This window comes from Dietzia sp. 2505 (genome assembly GCF_040546785.1).
In the GTDB taxonomy this organism is placed as follows: domain Bacteria; phylum Actinomycetota; class Actinomycetes; order Mycobacteriales; family Mycobacteriaceae; genus Dietzia.
In genome coordinates this window covers 314,064-333,023 of sequence record NZ_JBEPON010000001.1, presented here as the reverse complement: position 1 = coordinate 333,023, position 18,960 = coordinate 314,064, and the positions used below count along the sequence as shown (strand labels likewise).

The window sequence follows — 18,960 nt, the reverse complement described above, 5'->3', positions numbered from 1 at the left end:
CGCGGGGTTACGGCGGTTCGAGCCGGTCCCACATCCGTCGATACCGTCCGTCGGCAGTCACGAGCTCGGCATGGGTGCCGCGTTCGATCACCCGTCCCTGCTCCAGGACGACGATCTCGTCGGCGTGGGTGACCGTGCTCAGGCGATGAGCGATGAGCAGGACCGTTCGTCCGCGGGCCAGTTCGGCGATCACTTCGGAGACCTCTCCCTCCGTCCGGGTGTCCAGGGCCGAGGTGGGCTCGTCCAGCACCACGACCGGCGCATCCACGAGCAGCGCCCGGGCGATGGCCAGACGCTGGCGCTGTCCGCCGGACAGTCCGGCGCCGTCCTCCCCCAGGCGCGTGTCGTAACCGTGGGGAAGGTCGCTGATCGCGGTGTGAAGCTGCGCGCGCCGGGCCGCGCCCACGACGTCGGCACGGTCGGCATCGGGGCGGCCGAGCGCGATGTTCTCGGCCACCGTCCCCGGCACCAGATGGGTGTGCTGGAACACCTGGGTGACCGTGGCCGCGAGGGTGTCCGAGGCCATCTCGCGGACGTCCACGCCGCCGATCCTCACCGACCCGGCGGTGGCGTCGTCGAACCTCGAGAGCAGTCCCCCGAGCGAGGACTTGCCGCTGCCCGAGTGGCCCACCACCGCGACCATGCCCCTCTCGGGGAGTGCCACGTCGATCCCGTGCAGCGCCGGGGTGCCGTCGGGGTACTCGTACCCCACACCGTCGAACCGCACCTCGACGCCTCGGGGCGTTCTTGCCTCCGAGGGTTCGGAGAGCGGAGGGATCTCGGTCACTGAGTGCAACCGCTCCATCGCGGCGCGGGTCACGTGCCACTGCTCCCCCACCGACAGGGCAGCCACCAGCGGGCGGTAGACCGCTGTCGCCGCGAGGAGGAACCCTATGGCGACCTCCGTTCCGCGGCCGGCCACCACCGCCATCAGGACCGGCACCCCGGCCATGAGGACGGCCGAAGCCAGCATCAGCGGGGGTATCAGCCTGCGGAGCATCCGCACCGAGGAGTCACGCAGGTCCAGCGCGGTCGCGCGGAGGACGTCGGCGATCCGACCCGGCGCCGCGAGGACCCTCCACACCGTGATCCCGGTGAGCACGTCGACGAACCGTGCCGAGGACTCGGCCTGGAGTGAAGTCCGCTCCCGGGCCGCGGCGGTGGTCCGGGTGCCCGCCCACACGGTCGCCGGGATCGCCGCCACGACGGCTCCGCCGAGCACGAGTGCGACGACCGGGTCATAGACGGCTGCCGCGGCGATGACGAACACCGGTAGTCCGAGGGCCTGACCGAGCTTGGGCAGTCCCTCTGTCAGGAAGTCCTCGATCTGCTGCATGTCGCCGGTGAGCAGCGCCTGGATCTCCCCGCGGCGACGACCGGAGGCCGTCGGCACGGGCACGCGGAGCAGGTGCTCGAGCACCCACACCCGGGCATGAGCGGATACCTGGTACGAGGCCAGCCACGAGTCCCTGGCGGCCAGATAGGAGGCGATCAACTGACCGAGGAGTGTCACCACGGCCACCGCGGTCACCTGGACGGCCCGGGACTCGTCCACCTGCCCGCCACGCGCCAGGTCCACGACGATGGTGATCAGCACACCGTAGAGCAGCCCGCCGAGCAGGGACTGGACGATCCGCCATCCCACCCCGCGTAGGACGCGGACCCGTTCGGCACCGGCGATCCGCCACATCGTGGCCACGCCGCTCATCGGATCCCCGCCCTCGCCCGCGACTCGGCATCGTTCAACTCGGCGTAGAGCCCGCCACGGTCGAGCAGCTCGTCGTGGGTGCCCTGCTCGGCGACCGCGCCCCGGTCGAGCACCACGATGTGGTCCGCCCGGCGGGCCAACGCGATCCGGTGAGTCGCCAGCACGAGTGTCCTCCCCCGGCACCACCGCGAGATCGATCTCCACAGCTCGTCCTCGGTGAGCGGGTCGACCGAGGCGGTCGGCTCGTCCATCAGCACGACCCAGGCGTCGACGACGAGGGCCCGCGCGAGCGCGAGGCGTTGCCGCTGCCCCCCGGACAGACCTGCCCCCGCCTCCCCCAGACGCCGATCGAGGGCCGAGTCCCCCAACTCGTCTCGGAGACCGACAGCATCCAGCGCGTCGAGAAGGAGCCCGTCGGGGGCGTCGGGCGCACCGGTCCGGAGGTTCTCCGCGATCGAGCCGGCGACCAGCAGCGGATTCTGGGCGGCCAGGCTCACGCGGCGTCGACCGGGTGCGGTGAGTAGCTCAGCGGTGGGCACGCCCCCGAGCGTCACCTCTCCGAGGGGCGGTGTCCTCACCCCGGCGATCAGCTCCAGCAGGGTCGTCTTGCCCGATCCGGACTCCCCCACCAGAGCGACGGTCGCGCCCTCCGCGACCCGGAAGGAGACCTGTCGGAGGGTGCTCGCGCGGCCCCGGTGACCGAAGCCGAGTCCGTCGACAACCACAGCGCGATCCCGCGGCTCCCGGCCGGTCGCAGTCGTCGGGTCCACCGGGGCCAGGTCGAGTTGGTCCTCGACCGCACGGGCACTCGCGGCCGCCAGGGGTAGAGAGTGCATCCGGTAGAAGAGCGTGACGAGCGGAACGGTGTAGGCCGGGGCCAGGACGATGAAGAGCAGGAACGTGTCCACCTCCAGCCGGCCGGCAGCGAGCAGCCAGGCCCCGAGGACTGCGACGACCGCCGGTGAGGCGGTGACCAGAGGTGAGAACCAGGCGCCCCACCGCAGGAACGCCGCTCCCCACGCTGACTGGAGGCTCGCGGTGTGTCGGATCGCGGACACGGCCGTGGACCCGGGTGTCCGGGCGCCGAAGACCCTGATCTCCGCGAGCGCGGTGAGTTGGTCCATCATCGCCCGGCCCATCACCGCGTTCGCCACGACGAACTCGCCCATCCGGTGGGCGTTGGACCGCATCGCTCGCCGCATCGTCCAGAAGGCCATCGGGGCCACCGCCGCGCACGCCAGCGCCAGTCGCCAATCCTCGCGCAGGAGCCACACCGTCATGGCAAGCCACACGGTCACACTGGCCGCGAACTCCGGAACGCCGTGCGCGAGGATTCCTTCGAGCCGCTCGACCTCCTCCCCCGCGGCTGAGCGGGCCGAGGCCGTGTGCCCGTCCGACAGGTCGGACAGATCCGCCGCGGACCACGCCTCGCCGAGTGCGATGCGGATCCGGGCGATCACGTCGAAGGCGGCCCGGTGCGCCAGTGCTGTGGCCGCGCCGAAGGTGACGTAGGTGACGACGACGCCCGCAGCCGCGAGAGCGACCGCCTGCGCAGCCGCCAGCCCCCCGTCCCCCACCACCAGGTGCACGAGCAGTCGGTAGACGGCGTAGGGCACCGCGAGCTCCGCGAAGGCCGAGACCACGGCGAGCGCCACCGCGGCCACGAGCAGGCGACGGGACCCGCCGAGGTGGGGGCACACCAGTCGCGGCACGGCCCGATAGTCGAATCCCGAGGCACTCACTTCGACTCCTCTGTGGGGTGGGCGGTCTGTGCCCGGGCGCCGGCCTGGTCGCGCTGTCCGGCTTGAGACTGGCGACCGGTCGGGGTCAGCGGCTGCGCGGTGAGGATCAAGCGGTCCGGCGACTGCCGGCTCATGTGAACCCCCGCGCTACCCGCCGGGGTCCACCAGGAGGCCTCCAGCGCCGACGGACCGAAGGGGCACATCAGCCCGTCCGGCACGTCGACCACGCCGTCCGCGCTCAGGACCGCGCGAGCCTCGGTCTCCCGATGTTCTTCGTCGTCGCCCAGGTGCTCCCAGAGGTGGGTGGCCTGAGGGTCGGCGTTCCGGACCTCGGCTTTCCGGCCACCGGCCACCTGCCCGCCGGGAGCTCGGCCGCCGGGCCGGAGCAGGACGTCCACGCGGTATCGGGCCAGATCGCTGTCCTGCAGGCAGCGCGCAAGAACGGTGGTGTCCGCGCCGACGGACTCCCCCGGCTCCCAGGGATCGAGCGCGAGTTCGCGGTCCCGTCGCGCGAGGTCCGCGACCAGCTCGTCGAGCCGGTGCGGATCCGCCCAGGGCTCCGATCTCCACGCGCGCTCGCGGAGTCGACTCGGGTCCCGTCGGGCGTCCCGCAGATCGCCGAGGAACAGCACCCCACCGGGAGCCAGCAGGTCGAGCAGATTGGTGAGCACCGCGTCGAGGTAGTCGCGGTCGGGGAAGTAGTGAACGACGCTGTTGAGGAGGATGAGGTCCGGCCTGTCGCCGGGAAGCGACTGCAGGCTCAGCTCGTGGGCGGCGCGGCGGTCGAACGTCAGGCCTGCGGGTCGATCCGGATCGTCGATGAGGTCCCGGACCCCGGCGAGGGTGAGATCGACCGCGTGATAGGACCGGACCTCCGGTCCGAGGACACGGGCGATCATACCGGTGCCGGTGCCCACGTCGAGCACCCGCTCCGGACGCAGGCCCCGCAGAAGGTCGACCGTGGCGTCCCGCCACTCCCACATGATCTCGGCGGGCAGGGGACGGCCGGACAGCGCGTCGACCCATCCCTCGAGACCGCCGGCCGCGGTCCCCCGGGCGTGACCGTCGGTGTAGATCTCCTCGTAGACCGTGGCCCACGCGTCAACCCTGTCGACCTGGGCACTCGTCAGCGTGCGGTTCATCGGCCGGCACCGCGCTCGGCGAGGAACTCCCGGATGGCCGACCCGATCTGCCCCACGGCGGGGTTCCTGAGCACCGAGTAGTGGTGCGCGTCCACTCCGAGGATCGTGGCGCTGGAGCCGAGAGCTGTCCCCCACCCCAGATCCTCCGTGCCCGCCGCGTCGTCCACGCCCATGCCGACTCCGGAGTTCACCGGGGAGGTCTCGTCGGCCCGCAGCAGCAGGACGGGCACGTCGGTGCCCTCAAGTGAGCGGGCGTGATGCTCCGCCAGACCCGCCAGATGGGAGGTGAACACCTCGAGCCGCCGGCGGGCATCCGTCGCGGCCAGTCCCGCGACCCGCAGCTGCTCCGCGAGGACGTCACCACGGGCGGCGGGGTCGGACGCGGCGGCCATACCTCGCCGGACCGACGTCTCTGAGGGCTCGACCACCGAATCCGTCCGGGAACCGCCGCCGGCGAAGGCCTGGACGGACCGCAGGTAGCGCAGAGCCACCTCGGCGTCGACCTCTCCCGGTGCGAGTCCCGCGATCCGCCGGATCCGGTCCGGGGTGGTCGAGTCGATCATGATCACCCCACCCACGAGGACTCCACGCCCGTGCAACTCCACGGCCACGTCATGCGCGACCGTGCCTCCCATCGACCAACCCCCGACCACCAATGGGTGGTCCTCACCGCGATGGGCGGCCTCGAGCAGGTCCGCGTAGGCGGCGACGACGAGCGAGAGATCGTCCGGCATCGGGGTGTCGAAGTACCGGGGATCGGGAAGCGCCAGCACCCGATGGTCCGGAAGCTCGGCGACCAGGTCCGAGTAGCACAAAATGTCGCCACCCGACGGGTGGAGCAGGTAGACGGGCCCGCCCCCGGACCCGGACATGGGCACGAGGTGGGTCTCCGGATCGAGCGTGCTGACCCCAGCGGTCACCGTGACGCGCGCCGGGCTCTCGGTCACCTCGGGGCGCTCCGGTTGTTTGGCTTCCCGCCGCTCGTCCACCAGGGCCGCGATGCGCTCGATGGTGGGATCGACCACGGCCTCCGCCGGGGCCACCGCGAACCCGGTGCGGCGCCGCAGGTCGACCAGAACACGGACCAGACCAAGTGAGTCTCCACCCGCCGAGAAGAAGTCGGTCGAATCTCCGGGGGTTCGCCCCAGCTGAGACGTCACGGCATCGCGGACGTGGGCCAGTGTGCCCTGTGCGGCGGGTCGCAGCGGCCGGGACCCCGTGCCGTCCGTGACGCCGCCCGGCGACCAGGAGGCGAGATCGGCCAGCGATCGTGGGCCCGACGACGGCCCGTCCCCTTCACCCCTTCTGAGCTGCGGCCAGTCGACGCGATCGAGGAACCGTTCTTCTAGCACGGCGTCGATGAAGTCTCGCACCCGATCGACCAGGCGCTGGTGGTCGTCGGGGTCGATGACCCCCTCGGGGCAGTCGACGTTGCACACGATCTGGTCGTGCTCTGACGCGACCTGCAGGTCGACCAGGACCTGTGGGGTGCGGACCCGCTCCCACACATCGGTCGGGTCGATGCGTCTGGTCACCGACTGCGCCGTGGGATCGCTGAAGCCCAGCGTCGAGGTGAACACGACGGGAGAGACGAGGCCGCGTGTGCCCCGGAGACGCGACAGCTCCCGGGCGACGTCGACGCCATCGACAGCGGAGTCGTCGAGCGAACGACCGACGGCTTCGCCGAAACCGCCGGCGTGCACCGCCGGGTCCGACGAGTCGGGCACCGCGATGTCCACCAGCACCGTCGAGGAGAACGCGCCCAGGACCCTGTCGATGTCGCCGGAGATCGGCGGACGGTTGAAGTACAGGACGGTGAGCAGGAATCGCGGTTCGGCGCACCACTCGGCGAGCGCATGGGAATACGCCGCCCCGAACACCGCCGTGGGCGTGACCCGCGCGGCGCGGCACCGCTCTGTCAGCGCGGCGGCGGTATCGGTGTCGAGTCGGAACGAACGGCGCTCCATCCGCCGCACCCGGTCCGGTACCGACCGCACCGGAACTCGTGGTGCCTGCGGGAGCTCGGGTAGACGGCGCCGCCAGTTCTCCAGCGCACGACGTGCGGCCGGACGCGTCGCGCCCGCCTCTAGGGTCGCCACGTGGTCGGCGAAGCTCACCTCGGGCGACCGGAAGTAGGCGTTGGGCTCGTCATGGAAGGTGAGCAGCTGGTCGAAGAACAGGTAGAAGGACCATCCGTCCACAAACACGAGCGCGGCAACCACGTGGACGCGGGCACCGCCCCCGGGCAGCAGGTGCGCCCGGATACGGAATGCCGGCCACTGCTCGGGATCGGGCCCGTCGACCTCCCAGGCCGACCGGGTGTCCCCGATCGCGCGGGAGACCTCCTCGTCCGAGCCCCCGGTGAGGTCGACGATCTCGACCGGGTCGGCGTCGAGCCGGGGGTCGTCTGGATCGAGGACGCGTTGGTAGCCGTCCTCGGTGACCACGGCGCGCAGCATCGGCTGGTGATCGATGAGTCGGCGGGCGGCCGCGCGGAGCCGCTCGGGGTCGCACAGCGGGTCGAAGAAGTCGACGACGAAGTGCGCTGCGTCGTTGGAGAGTTGCCAGCCCCCCTGGGCGCCGACCCAGTAGGCCTGCTGCAGCGGGGTCAGCGGGAACGGCCGCCCCGGCTCCCCGCGAACGAGCTGCACCGGTTCGGCATCACCGACGCGCCAACCCGCCGCCGTCGCCTGGCGGGCGATCTGCTCGGGAGTCACCCCGTTGAGGATGTCGGCGACGGGGACCGTGACGCCGATGCCCCGTAGCCCGGCCACCGCTCGCACGGCGGTCAGCGAGTCGCCCCCCAAACCCAGGAAGTCGGCATCGTCGCTGACGTCACCGGGGTCCAGCCCCAGCACGTCGGCCCAGGCTCCCCGGATCAGGTCCAGCAGCGTCGCGACCGGATCGGCCACCTGGTCCGCATGGTCCGCCGGGTCCGCACCGTCGTCGTCCACGAGTGTGCGCACCGCGTCGGCGTAGACGGCAACGGCCCGCTCGAGGCGGCCGGCGTCGACCGATGAGGCGAGATAGTCCCACTGGGCGATGATGCTCCTACCCCAGCGATAGGCCTGGTGGTCCAACACCACTTGGGGAGTCTGACTGGTCCCGCCGACGAGCTCACCGCTCCAGTCGTCGTCGAAACCGGACTCCTCCTCCCCACCGAGGGTGCTGGTGAACACGACCGGTGCCGAGAACCGCCGACCCTCCTGGGCACTGCGCATGGCGAGGACGTCGATCCCCGACACACTCGACCGGTCGAGCGCCTCGAACAGCGAGGTGCCCACCGAGTCGAGAGTGGCGAGGGGATCGGTCGAGGTGTGCAGTGCCACCAGAGAGAGCTCGGTGAACTCCCCGATGACCCCGGCCATCTCCGGCGGGCGACCGAAGGTCGTGAGCATCACGGCGAATTCCGAGCACCCGGACAACTCGCGCAGCATGTGGGCGTATGCGGTGAGCAGCAGCGCGGCCGGCGTTGTCCGCCTGCGGGCGCTCGTGCGGACCACCGCCTCGCTCAGCTCCGGACCGAGGGTCCAGCGGTGCCGGGCGAAACCCCCGACCGGCACCTGATCGGGGGCCACCTCTCCGCCGGTGATCTCGGGCGCCGCGGGAAGGCGCGCGACCCGCTCGGCCCACCAGCGACGGTCCTCCTCTTTCCTGGCGCCGCCCTCATCCCCACCCGCCGCGCTGATGCGCACATGGTCGACAAAGGTGCGCAGCGGCGCCGGGCCCGGGTCCTCCCCGCGATAGACCACTCCCATTTCGGAGTGCAGGAGGCCGAAGCTGTCGGCGTCGCAGACCAGCACATCGATGCTCCACCCCACATGCACCGCGTCGGCGGTGATCGCCAGGTACGGGCACACCAGCGGCCACCGCGATGCCGGGGCGCGCCGCATCGACAGGCGGTCCCGCCACCGCTGGAGCCCGCTGTCGGGGTCGTCGGAGTGCCTCAGATCGGTCACGTCGAGGCGGAAGTCCTCGGGTCTGATGTCGACCTCGTGCATCCCGTCCAGCTCCACGACCGTCCGCAACATCGGGTGCCTCTGCACGAGGGTGCGGAAGGCGGCTTCGAAGCACCCCGGGTCGAGCGACCGGGACCGGAACTCCACGAAGCTGTGGCACGCCGCGCCCCCGATCCCGTAGTCGTCCTCGCGACCCAGAAGGTACGCGCGCTGGACCGGGGTCAGCGGGGCCGGGCCCGTCGGGTCCGGGTCCCGGCCGGCGTCCCGGTGCGGGGTCAAGGCTGTGGCTGTGGGAGTGGCGGGCACAGCACCCGCCGGCCCCGTCCCGCCGCCCTGATCCACCATGACCGCTCCTGCGACTCCCCGCGGCGTCGGATCGTCGAGGAGATCACGCAGCCGCAGGTCGAGGCCCAGTTCGTCGCGGAGAGTGCCGAGCAACCTGGTGGCGGCCAGTGACTGGCCCCCGAGTGCGAAGAAATCGGAGTCCTGGCCGACCTCGTCACGGTGGAGGCCGAGGGCATCGGCCCACAATTCGCACACACGGTCAAGCGACGCGCGGCCCCCGTCCCCTTCCGATCCCTCCGAGCTGCCGGAGCTGTCGGGGGAGGCCACGCTGGATGATTCCCCGGGGGTCCGCCGGGAGCTCCCGGGGCCGGGCTTCTGTTCGACGTCCGCACCCTCGATCGTGAGCGGGCGGCGGCTGGCGATCACCGTTCCCCGCGCCGGCCCCGCGGTGATCCGGCGCAACAGGGTCGCGGCGTACTCCGGATCCAGAGCGTGGCGCAGGAGGTTCCGGGCGAACGCGGCGTCATCCGCACCGGTCGTCCGCCACCCGTCCCAGGCCACCGCGATCCGCCGGGTCCGGTCCGCCGGCGAGGCGCTCTCGCAGCGCAGTTCCACGGCCCGGCACGACACGGCGTACGCGGCCAGGCCGAAGCCTCCCGATACGGAGGCCAACGAGGACATCGCCACAAGTACGTCGGGAGCTCGCTCGGCGAGGTCGGCCACCACATCCTCGAGGGCGTCCCAGACCTGCACCCGCGCACGATCGTGGGCCCGCAGAGTCTGCGCCCCCGACTCCTGAACGGTCGCGAAGCTCTCTTTTCCCACCACTCCGGTGGACTGCACCACGATCAGCGGGCCGCTGCCCGGGAGGTCGCGCAACACGCCGGCGAGCTGCGCGGCGTCGACGCCATCCCAGGTGGCCACGGATGCGCCTCGGGGGACGAGCTCGGAGGTCACGTCGCCCGCGTCGCGACGGGTGGTCAGGGTGACGTTCGCCCCGGCCGCGAGGAAGGAGGTGGCGATGTACCGTCCCACGGTGCCGAGACCGCCGATGACCACGACCCGCGGTGGCGCCTGGTCCCGGGGGTCGTCCGGCTCGGTCGACACGGGGTGATCGACGACGACCTCGTCCCGCCACGAGTCCCCGGTGACGTGGACAGTGGTGGGCCAGCGGGACTGCCCGTGGCGGTGGAGGTCGGCTGCCAGCGCGTATCCGGCGGCGTCGGGGTTGCCGGAGTGCACGATGATCCCGGCCACGGCGGGCTCCGGGTGCTCGGCGCGCACCGACGGCAGCGCGGCCAGCACGGCCGCCGACGCCTCAGGATCGCCCGCACGGGCGTCGACCATGACGACGAGCGGTCCACCGGACCGCAGTGCGTCCCGGATGACGGTGCGGAGCCCGTCCAGTGCGCTGAGCGGCGGCCCCTCGGCACGCCAGATGATCGCGCCCTCGGGTGCGGGGTCGACGGCCGACGGAGCACGCCGGTCACGCAGGGCCCTGCGACGCAGCTCGGACGGCATCGCCACCGAGGTCTGCTCCTCCGGCTCGATCCACGCCCGGGTGCGGTCGAAGGCGTACCGCGGCAACGGGTGTACGCCCCGGCGTCCTCGCACGAGTTCGTCGACGTGCACGTCGCGGCCGGCGACGTACAGGTGGCCCAGGCCCCGCAACACCCCCGCGCGGCGCAGGGCGCCGTCGTCCTCGGCAAGCGTGACGATCTTCTCGAGCCCGGGCGGGGCGCATTCACGGGTGAGGGAGGCGAGCACCGATCCGGGCCCGAGGTCGACCAGGGTGAACGGTCCCCCCACGTCATCGGCGATCCGCGCTAGGGTCTCATCGAAGCGCACGGAGCCGCGCAGGTGGTCGGCCCAGTGATCGGGATCCCCGATCTGCGCCGCGGTTACCTGCCCCGCCGTGAGACAACTGTAGAGAGCGCCCAGGGGGTCCCGCGCCGCGAGACCGGAGGCCGCGGCGCGGAGCTCCGGAATCGCCGAGATCACGTGCGTCGAGTGCCCCGGGACGGAGATCCGCACCCGGGTGGCGTCGTCACCGAGTTCGTCGACCAACCGGGTGATCACCGTGGTCGATCCCGCCAGCACCGACGATCGCGGCGAGTTCCGCGCCGCGACCTCGAGCCCGGGAAAACGTTCCAGCAGATCCGGGATCGAGTCGGCACCGCGGCGGACGCGCGCCATGCCCCCGGGCTCGAGCGTCGACAGGGCCCTGGCCCGGCGGGCGACGAGTCGCATCGTCTCGGTGGCGTCGAGGGCCCCGGACAGGACGGCGGCGGCGTACTCGCCCGAGGAGTGGCCGATCCAGACGTCGGGTCGGACCCCGCCCCGTAGCCACAGGCGGCCCACGGCCACCGTCGTGGCGAACAGCGCGGGCAGGCCGAGCAGGGGGTCGTCGGCATCGGCCGGGGTCACCCCGGCGGCGGACGGGCAACACACCCGCCGAAGGTCATCCCCCACGATCTCCCGGGCGACCGAGGCGAGTTCGTCGATCAGTTCCCTGGCCGCGGGTTCGGTGCTGTAGAGATCCTCCGCCATCCCGGCCCGCTGTGCGCCACCCCCCGGGCAGGCCGCGACCACGGCGGGGACGTGTGTCTCACCGGATCCGGCGGAGGAGACCGCCTCGAGCACCGCGCCGTCGGCGGCATCGACCACGAGCGCGGCGCGGAACCCCCGGGGTCCATCGGATCTCGACAGTGAGTGGGCGAGGTCGGTCACCGCGGTCGCGCTGCGTCCACCGGAGGGCGCGGATGCCGCGGCCCGGGCGGTGGAGATCACCCCGGCGAGCGCGGTGCGGCTGGCCGCGCCGAGCAACCACAGCTGCGGACGGGGGTCGGGGTCGGCGCCCGGTGTGGGTTCGGGCTGCGTCACGACGACGTGGGCGTTGGTTCCGCCGAACCCGAGCGAGCTCACCCCGGCGACGCGGGGTCGGTCCGGGTCCCAGTCGGTCGTGGTGTCGGCGCAGCGGAACGCGGAGCCGGCGAGTCCGAGGTGGGGGTTGGGGTCAGCGCAGTGGAGCGAGGCCGGGATGACTCCCCGCTCCACAGCGAGCACCGCCTTGATGAGCCCCGCGACCCCGGCGGCAGCCTCGGCGTGCCCGATGTTGGACTTGATCGAGCCGAGCCGACACCAGGGTTGCTCCGCCCGGCCGAACACCCGGTGCAGGGCCGCGACCTCCACGGGATCGCCCATCCGGGTGCCCGTGCCGTGCCCCTCGATGTAGCCGATGTCTCGTGGCTCCAGACCGGCGCCGGCCAGTGCCTCGGCGATGACGGTGGCGTGTCCGTCGACCCCCGGGACGACGAACCCCGCCTTGGCGGCTCCGTCGTTGTTGACGGCACTGCCCCGGATCACCGCACGGATCCGGTCTCCGGACCGCACGGCGTCGCCGTACCGGCGCAGGACGACCGCGCCCGCCCCCTGGGTGAACACGGCTCCGGAGGCCCCGCTGCCGTAGCTGCGGGTGTGCCCGTCGACGGAGAACGGCCCGTCAGGGATGTGGACGTACCCGCGAGACGCGGGCACCCGCACGGTGACCCCGCCGGCGACCGCGATGTCCGATTCCCCGCTGCGCAGCGATTCGGCCGCGAGGTGGACCGCGACCAGCGAGGTCGAGCAGGCGGTGAGCACGGTCTGCGCGGGCCCGGTGAGGTTCATCCGGTAGGCGATGCCGGTCGCGAGGTAGTCCGGCATCGTCCCCAGCGCTATCTGCATGGCGTTTGCCGGATCGGTCCCCCCGGACGGGTCGAAGGACTGCCGGAAGGCGTGATGAAGGTAGGCCGAGGGAGAGCACCCGGCGAACAGCCCCACCCGGTCCACGCCCGAGCCGTGCCCGTGGCCCGCGTCGTCGAGCGCGTGCCAGACCTCCTCCGCGAAGACGCGGTGCTGAGGGTCGAGGTACCTGGCCTCGTGCCGGGAGAATCCGAACGCGGCGAGGTCCACGCCGTCGATCGGGCCGAGGTCCGATCCGGTGGGAACGAAGCCCGGGTGGTCGACGAGCTCCGATGGCGCGCCGTCACGACGAGCGGTCTCGCGATCGGTCCGCAGCACGCCCTCTTTCTGGTCGAGCAGCAGTCGCCACAGCGACTCGACGTCGGTCGCTCCGGGGAGACGACACGCCATGCCGATCACGGCGATGTCCGACTCGTGGTGCGCCAGTCGCGGATCGACGGAACGGGTCATGAAAGGGTCTCCTGCCGGATGCGGCGGCGCTGACGCCCGCGCTGACGGGCCTGCGCGAGCAGATCGTGCGCACCGGGATCGGTGGCGAGCCCGGCACGGTCCGGGCCGGGGTGGATGCTCGGGCTCCGGTTCGGGTTCGGGTTCGGGTTCGGGCCAGGGTCCCGCATCGGTATGAACTGCATGCCCGCGGCGAGTGATCGGATGTCAGGGTGGGCGAAGAGCTCCGCGAGCTCCACCCGGCGTCCCCGGTCGGCGAGTGCCCGGCGGAGGCGGACCAGATCCATCGACGTCATCCCGAGCTCGAAGAAGCCCCGGTCCAGCTCGTCGTGCCCGGGGGTACGGCCGAGCACCTCGGCCACCGTCTCCCGCACGAGGGTCAGCAGGCCGCCATCGCCCTCATCGCGTGCGCCTCGGCCCGGGGGACCCGCGGACCGGGTACGGCCCAGCCCGGCGACATCGCGTCGGGGCACACCCGGCGTCGCCGTCGAGGGGAAGCCGGGCTCGTGCCAGCGGTCGTCTCCGTCGGCCAGCGCCGTCACGGTCGCGGCGAGCAGATCCGCGATGCTGTCGAGCGCGCCGCCGACGAAGGCGTCCTCCACCGCGTCGAGGACGAGCAGTAGCGAACCGTCGGTGTCGCGGAAGCTCTGGAGGTCGATCAGCACTTGCGGGGTCGAACTGATCGAGTGGACCGGCTGACCCAACTCCGCCAGCGCATCACACGCAGCCGGTCCGCCGGTCCACCCGGTCAGACCCGAGGAGTAGACGACGGGCAGCACGCCGGTGCTCCCGCCCGAGCGGAGGTGCTCGCGTACCCGGTGATTGCCGTGACCGGATCCGTCGCGTCCGAGATCGCGGACACCCTCGAGCAGACGGGTCGCCGCCACTCGGGCGCGCTCGCTCGTGGACCGGCCGTCCGGGGGGTCGACGACGACGGTCGAGGTGTACTCGCCCACGACGTCGCGGTGCTCGGCGGGGCGATCGAGCACGGTGACCACGACTGGCGGGCGGTGTCCCTCATCGGTGGCCAGAAGCGCCCCCAAGGCGGTGACGAGCAGCGCGTCGAGCGTGGTCCGGTGGACTGCGCACCGACGGATCAACTCCCCCGTGGTCCGGGAGTCGATCTGGCGACGGCGGCGGGCGAACCCCGAGCTCTCGGGGGGTCGGACCGGTAACAGGACAGGCGGCCTCGGGGTCCCCGCCTGCGCCGTCCCGACATCTTCCCTCGAGTCCCCTCGCGACGGTGTTGCCGAGGCGGCCACGCCGGCGCGGGCGTCCGCCCAGGTGAGAAAGCCCACCGGGGGTCGATCGACGGGGTCGCCCCGATACGCCGCGGTGAGGTCACGGGCGATGATCTCCGCTCCACGTACGTCGCAGAACAGCATGTCGAGGATGAGCACGACCATCCACCGGGACACCTCCGAGGCGGGCGCCGGTAGCCGTACGGCGTGGAGCTCGAGCCAGGGCCGCCCACCCTGGGGGTCGTGGATCTGGGACATCTCCTCGACCCGGCGGCGTTCACGGTCGGCGCGCACCTCCGGGATCGTCGCCTCGCTCAGATCCTCGATCCGCAGTCTCGGCCGGGCGGAGCTGTCGATGACCTGTCGGCCGTGGTCGTCGACGCGTGCCGACAGGATGGGATGGGCGTCCACGACCGCGTCCAGCGCGCGTTCGAGCGCCGCGAGGTCCAGGTCCTCCACGTCGACCTCGGTTCGATAGCGCGGCGCGACCGGGCGCCCCAGCCACGGGTCCGCACGGCCGACGAGATAGGCCATCTGCATCTCCGTCAGCGGGGCGCTCGTGACCGCCGCCCTGGTGGGCTCCTGTATGCCGGACGCGACTGTGACGGCCTCAGCCGTGGCGGGTGCGTCGACGACGCGCGACGGGCTCGACGTCGCGACCGGGGGCGCGGCCCGACCTGGCGACCGCGGTGCGAAGGCCGACGACGACGTGGCCCTCCGGCCGAGGCGCAGCGTGACGAGTTGGTCTGGCCCACCAACCGTGGCCTCCATCTCCAGGCCCCCCTCGGGTGCGGCCTGCTCGATCCGGCTCAGCCATCGGCCCGCCGCGAGCAGCTGCGACCCGAGCGGACCGTCTCCGGCGGCGATCGTCACCTCCACACCGGATCCGGCACAGGCCACATCGAGGAGGTCCGTCCCCGATTCGTGCTGGGTCTGCTGCGCGGCCGAGGGCGCGACCGGCGTGGTCGACGTAGCAGGTGTGGTCGACGTAGCAGGTGTGGTCGACGTAGCAGGTGTGGTCGACAGAGTCGGCGTGGCAGGCACGGCGGCCCGTGGGACTGCGGCCACCTGTGCGGGCTGGCCCCCGGGTTCGAGGTCCGCGTCGTCACGAAGGATCCGGCCCAACGGTGTCACCAGGAGTTCCTCGAGGTCCGGCCGGGAGCCGGTGAGGTCCTCGACGAGATTCGCTATGCGCACCACGGCGAGTGAGTCGAGCCCGGCAGCAAGTGGCTCGAGAGTCGGGTCCACGTCGTCCGGGAGCAGAGCTGCCAGCTCGGGCACCAGTCCTTCGGAGGCTGTCGCACGGACCTGCGCCCGCTCCCGCGCGGAGTCGGGCTCGACGTCCCGCGGGAGCTCCGATTCGACGGGAGCCGGCGCCATGGACGTGGTCGCCGCGGGCTCCGACTGCGAGGGCGCTGCCGGCACCCGGGTCGTCGACGCGGTGGAGAAGGGATCGGGGAGTGCCTTGTGGTCGATCTTGCCGTTTGCCGTCACCGGCAGCTCCCGGTGAATCATGACAGCGGTGGGGACCATGTACGCCGGAAGCGCGTCCCGGAGCGCGGCGCGGATCGCACGCTGGTCGAGACCGGACCGCGGGGTGAGGGCGACGTGCCCGACGAGGCGCTTGCCACCGCCGGGGCCGTCGACCGCGCTGCAGACCCCTGCCCGCACCCCGTCGAGGCGCGTGAGAGCCGCATCGATCTCACCGAGCTCTACGCGATACCCGTTGACCTTGACCTGGCGGTCGACGCGCCCGAGGAACCGGATGGTCCCGTCGGGCAACCACATCCCCTCGTCGCCGGTGCGGTAGAGGCGTTCGCCGTAGACGGGATGGACCCGGAACCGCTCCGCGGTCTGTTCCTCGTCGCCCAGATACCCGCGCGCCACGCCCTCTCCACCGATGAACAACTCGCCCGCCACGCCGACCGGGACCGGTTCCCCGTCCGGGCCGTCGAGGATCCGGAACCACTGTCCGTCCAGCGCCGTGCCGTAGGGAATGGACGGCCACTGCGGATGGACGTCACCGATCACGTGGTGGATCGACCAGATGGAGGCCTCCGTCGCCCCACCGAGGCTCACGACGACGGCATGCGGGGCGAGTTCGCGGAGTCTGTCCGGCAGCGTCACCGGGATCCAGTCACCGGACATCATCACGAGCCTGAGCGAACCCAGCGCCGTGCGGGCGTGCTCGGGATCCGATTCCGCGTAGTCGGCGAGCATCTCGGCCAGTGCGGGTGCGGAGTTCCAGACCGTCACGCCCTCGCTCGCGATCGTGCGCAGCCACTGCTCGGGATCGGCCTCCGACCCGCGTTCGGGCAGGACCAGTCGCGCGCCGGCGGACAGGCCGCCGAAGATGTCCCACACGGACAGGTCGAAGCTCAACGCGGACAGCCCCAGCACCACGTCCGTCGGACCGGGTTGGAACCGGTGGGCCAGATCATCGATCGTCGTCCTGGCCTGGCCGTGCTCGATGGCGACGCCCTTGGGCTCCCCTGTCGAGCCCGAGGTGAAGATCGTGTACGCCAGGCCGGTCCCCTCGACGGAGGCGGGATCGGGGCGAACCGCCCCGTCCGCCTGCCGCGGGGCCACAGCGGGTATCACCGTGACCCCGCCGGGCAGGGTCGTGCCGTCGGCGGCAAAGGCGTACCGGGCACCGGCGCGGGCCGCGATCCGTTCGACGCGTGTGAGCGGCCACGCCGGGTCGACGGGCACGTAGGCTGCGCCCGCCGAGGTGATCCCGAGGACGACGCCGATCTGTTCCACCGACTTGCCGAGCTGGACGAGGATCGGCTCCTCGGGACGGACCCCCCGGGAAGCCAGTTCACCGCGGGTCCACGCCGCGATGGATGCGAGTTCGTCGGCATCGGCGACCCTGTCACCCTGCGAGACCACCCGTCGCGTTCCGTCCGCGTCCAGCACTGCCAGCACCGGCTCGTGGAGACCCGGGCCGGAGTCGTAGGACACCGGCCGCGGCTGCGGGATACGGACCCAGGGGTCGAGAAACAGCCCCGGTCGTACCCACGCGGCCTCGTTGCGGGCCAACACCGCGAGGGCCGCCTGGACCGCTCGGCGCATGCCGTCGACGACGCTCTCGTCGACCGCCCCGACCACGTGGTCCCAGGCCAGGACGAGCTCGTCGTCCTCCTCCCAGTGGATGGCGTCGAGGAGGACCTGGGGCGTCTGGGACACCCCGAACCCCCGTCGCCCGAGCCAGGCGTCCGTGCGTGCACCGGCGCGGTCCCCGATGGACGAGGTGAAGACGACGGGGTGTTCGGGGATGCCGGTCGACGGCCCGAGCATCTCGCCGACCACTCGCGACGCTGGCACCGCGGAATGGTCGACGGCCTCCCAGAAGTTGCGTGTCACCCGCACTGCGTAGTCCCCGAACCCCTCGGCGCACTCCGTCCGATCGGTGTCGAGGAGAGCGGTCCGGGTGGTGTCCCCCACCCCCGGCTCCTCTCGGGCCTCGGGGTCGAACAGCGTGGTGACCAGGCAAAAGCGGTCCCGGGCGCCGAAGCGCCGGAGCGCGACCGCGAACAACGCCGCGAGCGCTCCTGCGGGCGAGACACCGTGTGCGCGGGCCGCCGAGCGGAAATCCCCCCAGACGTCGGAGTCCACGCGGCCCTCCGAGCGCCGGAACCGCGGGGGGGTGAGCTGCTCGGCCTGCAGATGCACGGTGTCCCACGGGCCACCCGGTAGGTCCTGCGACCTCCCACGCCAGAACTCCATGGCGGCGCGCTCGGCAGCCTCGGAGCGCGATAGCGCGGGTGGGGGCACCACCCCGGTCCCCGGCACGGCGTCACCCCCACGTTCGTGCCTGTATTCCGAGCCCCACTCGTCGAGAACCCGTCGGATACCGGGGAAGTCGATGAGCACCACATCGAATCCCACGCACTGGACCAGGGAGCCGTCCGGGCGCAGGACAGCGGCGAGCGTGTGTACGGGCCATCTGTGTGCGGGCGCGCGACGGTGGGACAGGTCCTGCCGCGCCCCGTCCTCGGCCGCCAGCGGATCCGGGTCCGAGCGCAGATCCACGATCTCGAACCGGTGGACCCCCGGGTCGTCGAGGATCCGGCCCACTCCGTCGCGGCCGACCACCGCACGCAGCATCGGGTGACGGGCCACCACACGGTTCCACGCCGACTGGAGGTCTCTGACGGTCGAGAGGGCGTCCGTACCGGGAGGCGGAACGACCTCGTACTCGGAGTAGAAGTAGGTCGAAACCCCGCCGAGAGGGTAGTCGTCACCTCGGCCGACCCAGTAGGTGCTCTGCACGGGACTCAGGGCGAACGTATCCGGGACCGAGCCCCGGTCCGTCCCGTCGATCGAGGTCTCCCCCTCATCGTCGACCCCGCCCTCGCCCCCAGGTGATACCGCTGCCGACGCCCCTGCCGACGACTGTGCGGCCGCACACCTCCGCTCGAGTGACTCGAGGTCGATGTCTCCCACGAAGTCCCGCAGGGGCACTTTCACCCCGGTCCGTTCCACCAGCAGGCGTTGGAGCCGCACCGCCGAGAGGGAGTCCAGCCCGAGGTCCACCAGCTTCCCCGGTCCCACCGAGTCGACGTCCAGGACGTCGCAGACGGCAGCTGCGACCACGGACCGGTTCGACGGCATGACCCCACCTCTCACTCACACGGGAACTGTCGCCGTCCGGACGGAACCACGGCGCCACCGGGACGACTCTATTGA

Annotated in this window: 5 protein-coding genes; all 5 read right to left on the bottom strand. The window is 72.1% G+C overall.

What is annotated here, in order from left to right; translation table 11 throughout:
• Positions 1-7: 7 nt before the first annotated feature.
• From ABIE38_RS01465 to ABIE38_RS01445, 5 genes are read right to left on the bottom strand one after another with little or no spacing between them, the layout of a single operon-like run.
• A complete protein-coding gene (locus ABIE38_RS01465; RefSeq protein ID WP_354053675.1) occupies positions 8-1,708 on the bottom strand; it encodes an ABC transporter ATP-binding protein in 1,701 nt (566 codons plus the stop codon).
• Positions 1,705-3,450 (bottom strand): ABC transporter ATP-binding protein, encoded by a 1,746-nt coding sequence (locus ABIE38_RS01460; protein ID WP_354053674.1) that lies wholly within the window; start codon positions 3,448-3,450, stop codon positions 1,705-1,707. Before ABIE38_RS01460 ends, ABIE38_RS01465 begins: the two co-directional genes overlap by 4 nt.
• Positions 3,447-4,592: a class I SAM-dependent methyltransferase gene (locus ABIE38_RS01455; RefSeq protein ID WP_354053673.1), complete on the bottom strand. Its 1,146-nt coding sequence runs from the start codon at positions 4,590-4,592 to the stop codon at positions 3,447-3,449. Before ABIE38_RS01455 ends, ABIE38_RS01460 begins: the two co-directional genes overlap by 4 nt.
• Positions 4,589-13,030, bottom strand: coding sequence for a beta-ketoacyl synthase N-terminal-like domain-containing protein (locus ABIE38_RS01450; protein ID WP_354053672.1), 8,442 nt, complete (start codon positions 13,028-13,030; stop codon positions 4,589-4,591). Before ABIE38_RS01450 ends, ABIE38_RS01455 begins: the two co-directional genes overlap by 4 nt.
• On the bottom strand, positions 13,027-18,885 hold the full coding sequence (locus ABIE38_RS01445; RefSeq protein WP_354053671.1) for an amino acid adenylation domain-containing protein: 5,859 nt from the start codon (positions 18,883-18,885) through the stop codon (positions 13,027-13,029). The genes ABIE38_RS01450 and ABIE38_RS01445 overlap by 4 nt, the downstream gene beginning before the upstream one ends.
• Positions 18,886-18,960: the final 75 nt, after the last annotated feature.